The sequence below is a fragment of the Micromonospora parastrephiae genome (assembly GCF_016802865.1).
GTDB lineage: Bacteria > Actinomycetota > Actinomycetes > Mycobacteriales > Micromonosporaceae > Micromonospora > Micromonospora parastrephiae.
Genome location: NZ_JAEVHM010000253.1, coordinates 1 through 6,195, shown reverse-complemented (window position 1 = coordinate 6,195; position 6,195 = coordinate 1). Strand labels below are relative to the sequence as shown.

Sequence of the window (6,195 nt, the reverse complement as noted above, 5' to 3'; positions counted from 1 at the left end):
GACCGCCTCGAACGCCGGTGTCGGCTCCGATCGGTTGGTCTGTTGATCCATGGTGGTGGTCCCTTCCTGACGGCGGGGCACGCCGTCGACGGCGGTCGACCGGCTGCCGCCGTCCGGGCGCGCCGAACCGGCCGGAGGCAGGCTCCGGCGGCACGGTGAGGGACGACGCGCGGGGCACGACCGGACCCGTCGGGCGGGACGCGGCGACCCGGCCGGGGTGGCGGCAGGCTGATCGACGAATGGGCAACCCTCTATCTAGATCGGGACCCTACCCTTACCCCCGGACGAAGGCAAAGCTTCGTCGCGTTCGGCGAAAGTTTCGCTCCAGCTGACAAAAGTCCGTGCCCGGGGTGCGCCACCGGCCCGGACCTCCCGCCGGTACACGTCCGAAGCCGGGCCGGCGTGGTCGCCCGGTCGCCCGTCCCCGCCGAGCAGCGCCGGCTATCCGGACACCCGGGGTCGCGTCCGCTGATGCGGAGCAAAGGACGCCAGGACGGTCGGGTGGGCCTTTGATCCGCCAAGCGACGCAGCGCCGGAAAATGCACCAATAAATGCGCCGCGATTATTTCCGAATGGCGTGGACGCTCCCGACGGGGCGGCGAGAATGTGGCGGAGGGAAGCCAAAAACGGGGGGACAGAACATGACGTCGAGGCGGCGACTCACGCTGTTGGCGGTAACCATCGCAGCCGCACCACTCGTCCTGGGCGGGTGTACCGCCGACCGGGATCCGGCGGCCGGGCCGGCCAAGGGGCACGCCGCCCCTCCGGAGCTGACCGTGACACCGGGGGACAAGACCCGGGAGGTCCCGGTCAGCGCCGAGGTGGGCACCACGGTCAAGGGCGGTCGGGTCACCGCCGTGCGGCTGACCGACGACAAGGGCGCGCAGGTCAAGGCCGAACCGCGCGAGGACGGCTCGGGCTGGGTGCCGAGCGCGCCGCTGCAACCCCGGCGGACGTACACCGCCGAGGTGACCGCGACCGGCGACTCGGGCGCCACCACCACCCGCAGCACCACGTTCACCACGATGGCCAAGTCCACCAAGCCGCAGATCACCAGCACCCTTTATTTCGTCGGTAACCGGACGTACGGCACGGCGATGCCGGTAACCGTGGCGTTCGACCCGGGAATTCCGAAAGAGGCCAGGGCGGATGTGCAACGCCGGTTGTTCGTAAAAACAAATCCGCCGCAACCGGGCACCTGGTCGTGGCTCGACGACGGAACGCAGGTCTATTACCGTGCGCCCGATTTCTGGAAGCCGGGGACGACGATCAGCGTCCGGGCCGGACTGGAGGGCCTGCCCATCGGCAAGGACCGGGTCGGCGACGCCGAGCGGACCGCGACCTCGAAGATCGGACGGCAACTCGCGCTGGAGATCGACAACGCCACCAAGCAGATGACCGTGCTGCGCGACGGCAAGCAGATCCGGCGGATCCCGGTCAGCCTGGGCAAGGCGAGCACGCCCAGCTCCAGCGGCAAGATGGTGATCATGGAGAAGCACGAGCGGACCACCTTCGACACCCGGGGTGACCCGAACGGCGGCTACGTCGTCGACGTCGACGACGCCCAGCGGTACACGTGGGGCGGCGAATTCATCCACTCGGCCCCCTGGTCCGAGGGCGACCAGGGAAACACCAACGTCTCGCACGGCTGCGCCAACGTCTCCGCCGCCGCGGCCGACTGGCTGATGGGTGTGACCCAGGTCGGTGACCTGATCACCGTCAAGGGCACCGAGGTGGAGTTGCAGCCGGGCAACGGCTGGACCGCGTGGAACGTGAGCTGGGACGAGTTCGTCCGGGGCAGCGCCCTGCCGGTGCCGTCCGGGTTGAAGCCCGTGCCGCCCGCTCCGGCGCACCCGGGCGCGGTGGCCGGGGGATCGCCCGCCCCGGCACCCTCGGTCACCGGTCGCTGAGACGCCACCGACGGCCGTCCGGGGCCGGCCGCCCTCGCGGCGGGCGGCCCCCGCGGCGTCAGTCCAGGGGTACGCGGGCCACGCCAGCCCCGATCAGGCTGCCCAGCCAGAGCTGGGCGCCGTGCTGGCGTACCCCGGTGATCATCCAGTAGTGCCCCGCCGGGCCGTGCAGCGTCCGGCGGACCGTGCCCGCGTCGTCGACCAACGCCACCAGCCCGTAGCGGCGCGGTTGGGGCTGCATCGCGTCGGGCAGCAACGCGGCGAGCTGACGCAGTCGCGGATGCGGCAGCAACCGCTCGGCGATGGGCACCCGTGGGCTGGGCAGTGCGATCCAGTACGTCCCGTCGCCCACCGCGGAAAGATTGTCCGGGTACGCGGGCAGGTCGGCGAGCACGCGCACCCCGCCGCCCAACTCGACGCGGAGCAGCCGGTGGGTGGTGGTCTCCACCAGCATCAGCGCGGACTCGTCGGGGGTCAGCGCGATCCCGTTGGGGAAGTACAGCCCGTCGGCCACCACGTCGGTGCGCCCGCTGCCCGGGTGGTGCGCCAGCACCCGGCCGTTGGGGCGGTGCTCCAGCAGGTCCCGCTTCCAGTGCGAGACCGGGAACCGGTCCGAGGAGTCGGTGAAGTAGACGGTGCCGTCGCGGGCCACCGCCGCGTTGTTGGCCAGGTGCACCGGGGCTGCCGTCCCGGTCAGTTCGCGTACCACCCCGTCCGGTGTGACGCGCAGCAACCCCCGGTACGCGTCGCAGACGACCAGCGCCTCCCCGGACGGGTCCAGCTCGATGCCGAGCGGTCGGCCGCCGGTCTCGGCCAGCAGCCGGGGCTGGGTGCCGGCGGGCGCGTCGCCGGCCACCACCACAGCCGGCCGTTCTCGTCGCCGCTGATCACCCGTCCGGCCGGGTCGACCAGCACGTCCTCGGGACGACGGCGCCGTCGGGCAGCGGCAGCAGGTCGGCATGGTCGAGGCGGCGGTCGGTGGCGGCCCACGCCCCGGTGAGCGGGGGAGGAACGGTGGCCGGCTCGCGCACGGGCCGGATCAACCGGGGCGGCCGGGGCCGGGGGATCACCATCGGTCCATTCTCACCCGCCGATGTCGTCCGCTCCGGTATCTCCGCACGCGCCGCGCGCCGCACCCCGGCCTGCACCCCGAGGGGGACCCGGGGGGTCTCGGGGGATGACCCTGGGCGTACCCGGAATCACTTTGTGGACGGGCGAAACTGTCGGTGGCGGAGGATAGATTTCTGGGCATGGAAGAGCGCAGCGACCGGTTGGACGTGCAGGTCAACGTGGGTGACCGGGTGGTCCAGGTGCGGGTGGCCGGCGAGGTCGACATCGCCACGGTGGGTGCGTTCCGTTCCGTGCTGTGGTCCGCGCCGGCGCGCCCGGTGCTCTACCTTGAGCTGTCCGGGCTGCGGCTGCTCTCCGCCGCCGGCGTGCGGACGCTGCTCGCCGCGCACCTGCGCGTCCGGGCCCGTGGCGGCGAGCTCGTCCTCGTCGACCCGACCCCGGTGGTCGCGCGGGTGCTCCGCGCCACCGGTCTGCATCGGGTGATGACGGTGCTGGAGCCGGGCCGCGTGGTCGAGGCCGCCCCGCCGCCCGGCCGGACCGGCCGCAGACCTGATGCTGGCCGCCTGACCACGGCTCCCACGCCCACCTGAGCCCGGCGCGGTGCGCCCGGGCCGGGCCGCCGGTGTCGGCCGGCGACCCCGCCGAGAGTCGGTCAGCGCACGTCGAGCAGGTCGACGACGAAGACCAGGGTCTCACCCGGCTTGATGACGCCGCCCGCGCCCCGGTCGCCGTACCCGAGGTGCGGCGGGATGGTGAGGCGACGCCGGCCGCCGACGCGCATGCCCACCACGCCCTGGTCCCACCCGGCGATGACCTGGCCGCCGCCGAGCGGGAACTCGAACGCCTCGCCCCGGTTCCAGGACGAGTCGAACTCGTTGCCGGTCGAGTGCGACACGCCGACGTAGTGCACGCTGACGAGCTGACCCGGCTGCGCCTGCGGGCCCTCGCCCACGGTGATGTCCTCGACCACGAGGTCGGCCGGCGGCGCACCCTCGATCGGACCGACCTCGGGCTTGCCCGAACGGGCGCCTGCTGCCTGGTTCATGCGGGGATCTCCTGCCGTGTTGGGTGATGTGTCCGGTCACCGTCGATCCTGCCGGATCACGCCCCACCAATGTTCAGCGGACCCGCCACCCCGCCAAACTCCGACGCCGGGTAGGCCGCTCGCCTAGGCTCGGGAGCGGCCGGCCAGCACGGGGGCGGGGCGGCGGACGGTGGTCGATGCCGGGGGGCGCCGGGTGGGTGAGGCGACGGTCGCGGTGCCCCTGTGGGCGTGGGCGGCGGTCGGCGCCGTGATCGCCGTGATGCTCGCGGTCGACGTGCTGTCACACCGGGACGACCACGTCATCGAGCTGCGGGAGGCGCTGCTGTGGAGCGCCGTCTGGATCGGGGCCGGCCTGCTGTTCGGGCTGGTCGTCTGGGTCGGTCTCGGCGGCGAGCCGGCCATCGCGTACTTCTCCGGCTACCTGCTGGAGAAGGCGCTCTCGGTGGACAACGTCTTCGTCTTCGCGCTGCTGTTCGGCTACTTCCGGGTGCCGGCCGGCTACCAGCACAAGGTGCTGTTCTGGGGCGTCGTGGGGGCGCTCGGTTTCCGCCTGCTGTTCATCTTCGCCGGCGCCGAGCTGCTGGACCGGCTCACCTGGGCGGGGGTCGTGCTGGGGGTGTTCCTGATCTGGACCGGTTGGCGGCTGGCCGTACGCGGGGAGCCGGACGTCGATCCGGAGCGCAACCCGGTCGTGCGGCTGTTCCGGCGCGCGGTGCCCACCGACGCCGGCTACCACGGGAACCGTTTCACCGCCCGGGTCGGCGGGCGGCGGGTGGCGACCCTGCTGCTGGTGACGCTGATCGCGATCGAGGCCACCGACATCGTCTTCGCGATCGACTCGGTGGCGGCGATCCTCGCCATCACCACCAACACGTTCCTGGTGTGGACGGCCACCGCGTTCGCCGTGCTGGGGCTGCGCAGCCTCTACTTCTGCCTCGCCGGTCTGCTGCGGCACTTCGCCTATCTGCGCTACGGGCTGGCCCTGGTGCTCGCCTTCGCGGGCTTGAAGCTGATCCTGGCCGAGACGCCGGTGGGCAAACTGCCGATCTGGCTGACCCTCGCGGTGGTGGTGCTGAGCCTGGCCGCCTCCATCGGGGCCAGCGTCGTGGTCGGCCGCCGCGCTCGCACCGCCGGTTGAGACCGCCGCGTCAACCGGCGCGTACCGGCCGGGACAGCTGGTCGGCCAGCAGCGCGGGCGCCTCGGCCAGGGAGGGGCCGTACCAGGTGAGGTGCCGGCCGGAGAGCAGTGCGCACGGTACGCCGGGAAAAGCCTCCGGCCCGTCCTCGGCGGTAAACCGGTACGGCTCGTCGGGCAGCACCACCAGCTCCGGCGAGCGGTCGCGCAGTTCGGCGAGGCTCGGGCGGGGATAGCGTTCGGGATGCTCGTCGTAGGCGTTGACGACGCCGAGCCGGCGCAGCACGTCGCCGGCGAACGTGTCCGCCCCGAGCACCACCCAGGGCCGCCGCCAGACCGGCACCACCGCCCGGCGGGCCGGCGCCAGCCTTGGCGGCTCGGCCCACGCCCTTCTCGCCGCCCGCAGCCAGTCCGGCTCCGCCGGCGCACCCAGCTCCGCCAGCAACTCGCCCAACTCGGTCAGGGCGCCCGGGACGGTACGCGGATAGGTGACGCGTACCGGCACGCCGGCGGCGCGCAGCGCGTCGGCGTCGGCCCGGCGGTTCTCCTCCACGTTCAGCAGGACCAGGTCGGGTCGTAGTGCGCGGACCCGCTCCAGGTCGGGGTACTTGCTGCCGCCGACCCGGGCGACGTCCAGGCCGGCCGGGTGGCTGCACCAGTCCGTGGCGCCGACCAGCGTCCCGGGCAGGGTCAGCGCCACCGCCTCGGTCAGCGACGGCACCAGCGACACCACCCGCACCCCGCGTACCTCCGTCCGCCGCCCGCACCGATCATGCCCGTCCGGCCGGCGCGGCGCCGGTCAGGGTCGTCCGGTCTCGATCCGGGCGGTCACGTCCAGGTGCGCGGGCTGGCACCCGGCGGTCGCGGCGAAACGGCGGACCGCGGCGTGGACGTGTTCGCGGACGCCGGCCGCCCCGGCGTCGGCCGTCAGGTCCACCCGGATCCACACGTCGGGGTGGGGCGGCGCGCCGGTGAGCACCACCCGGGCACGCGTACCCGCGGGGTCGCCGGTCAGGTCCCGCTCCAGCGCCCGG

Annotated in this window: 9 protein-coding genes; 3 read left to right on the top strand and 6 right to left on the bottom strand. The window is 73.3% G+C overall.

The window, feature by feature from the left end; all coding sequences use genetic code 11:
- The first annotated feature begins 641 nt into the window (after nucleotides 1–641).
- Nucleotides 642–1,910 (top strand): L,D-transpeptidase, encoded by a 1,269-nt coding sequence (locus tag JNW91_RS28580; RefSeq protein ID WP_203178583.1) that lies wholly within the window; start codon nucleotides 642–644, stop codon nucleotides 1,908–1,910.
- Nucleotides 1,911–1,968: 58 nt separating this feature from the next.
- Here JNW91_RS28580 and JNW91_RS28575 read toward each other — a convergent pair whose 3' ends face one another.
- From JNW91_RS28575 to JNW91_RS32790, 3 genes are read right to left on the bottom strand one after another with little or no spacing between them, the layout of a single operon-like run.
- Nucleotides 1,969–2,643 (bottom strand): SMP-30/gluconolactonase/LRE family protein, encoded by a 675-nt coding sequence (locus JNW91_RS28575; RefSeq protein ID WP_309244510.1) that lies wholly within the window; start codon nucleotides 2,641–2,643, stop codon nucleotides 1,969–1,971.
- A complete protein-coding gene (locus JNW91_RS33750) occupies nucleotides 2,604–2,825 on the bottom strand; it encodes a hypothetical protein (protein WP_309244509.1) in 222 nt (73 codons plus the stop codon). The genes JNW91_RS28575 and JNW91_RS33750 overlap by 40 nt, the downstream gene beginning before the upstream one ends.
- On the bottom strand, nucleotides 2,798–2,983 hold the full coding sequence (locus tag JNW91_RS32790; protein WP_238425876.1) for a hypothetical protein: 186 nt from the start codon (nucleotides 2,981–2,983) through the stop codon (nucleotides 2,798–2,800). The genes JNW91_RS33750 and JNW91_RS32790 overlap by 28 nt, the downstream gene beginning before the upstream one ends.
- A 177-nt stretch (nucleotides 2,984–3,160) precedes the next feature.
- Between JNW91_RS32790 and JNW91_RS28570 the strand changes: the two genes are divergently transcribed.
- Complete coding sequence (locus tag JNW91_RS28570) at nucleotides 3,161–3,571, top strand: STAS domain-containing protein (RefSeq protein ID WP_203178581.1); 411 nt, start codon at nucleotides 3,161–3,163, stop codon at nucleotides 3,569–3,571.
- Between the two features lie 62 nt (nucleotides 3,572–3,633).
- Here JNW91_RS28570 and JNW91_RS28565 read toward each other — a convergent pair whose 3' ends face one another.
- On the bottom strand, nucleotides 3,634–4,026 hold the full coding sequence (locus tag JNW91_RS28565; protein WP_203178579.1) for an FKBP-type peptidyl-prolyl cis-trans isomerase: 393 nt from the start codon (nucleotides 4,024–4,026) through the stop codon (nucleotides 3,634–3,636).
- A 259-nt stretch (nucleotides 4,027–4,285) separates the two neighbouring features.
- Between JNW91_RS28565 and JNW91_RS28560 the strand changes: the two genes are divergently transcribed.
- Nucleotides 4,286–5,164, top strand: a complete 879-nt coding sequence (locus JNW91_RS28560) for a TerC family protein (RefSeq protein ID WP_203178584.1) — start codon at nucleotides 4,286–4,288, stop codon at nucleotides 5,162–5,164.
- Nucleotides 5,165–5,174: 10 nt separating this feature from the next.
- Here the strand turns inward: JNW91_RS28560 and JNW91_RS28555 are convergent, their stop codons facing one another.
- A complete protein-coding gene (locus tag JNW91_RS28555) occupies nucleotides 5,175–5,900 on the bottom strand; it encodes a helical backbone metal receptor (protein ID WP_203178578.1) in 726 nt (241 codons plus the stop codon).
- A 60-nt stretch (nucleotides 5,901–5,960) separates the two neighbouring features.
- On the bottom strand, nucleotides 5,961–6,195 hold a 235-nt coding region (locus JNW91_RS28550), incomplete at its 5' end, for a hypothetical protein (protein ID WP_203178577.1).

Bases quoted from the DNA above. Each gene is read 5' to 3' on its own strand.
- JNW91_RS28580 (WP_203178583.1), top strand. From the start codon at position 642: ATGACGTCGAGGCGGCGACTCACGCTGTTGGCGGTAACCATCGCAGCC.
- JNW91_RS32790 (WP_238425876.1), bottom strand. From the start codon at position 2,983: ATGGTGATCCCCCGGCCCCGGCCGCCCCGGTTGATCCGGCCCGTGCGC.
- JNW91_RS28570 (WP_203178581.1), top strand. From the start codon at position 3,161: ATGGAAGAGCGCAGCGACCGGTTGGACGTGCAGGTCAACGTGGGTGAC.
- JNW91_RS28565 (WP_203178579.1), bottom strand. From the start codon at position 4,026: ATGAACCAGGCAGCAGGCGCCCGTTCGGGCAAGCCCGAGGTCGGTCCG.
- JNW91_RS28560 (WP_203178584.1), top strand. From the start codon at position 4,286: ATGCTCGCGGTCGACGTGCTGTCACACCGGGACGACCACGTCATCGAG.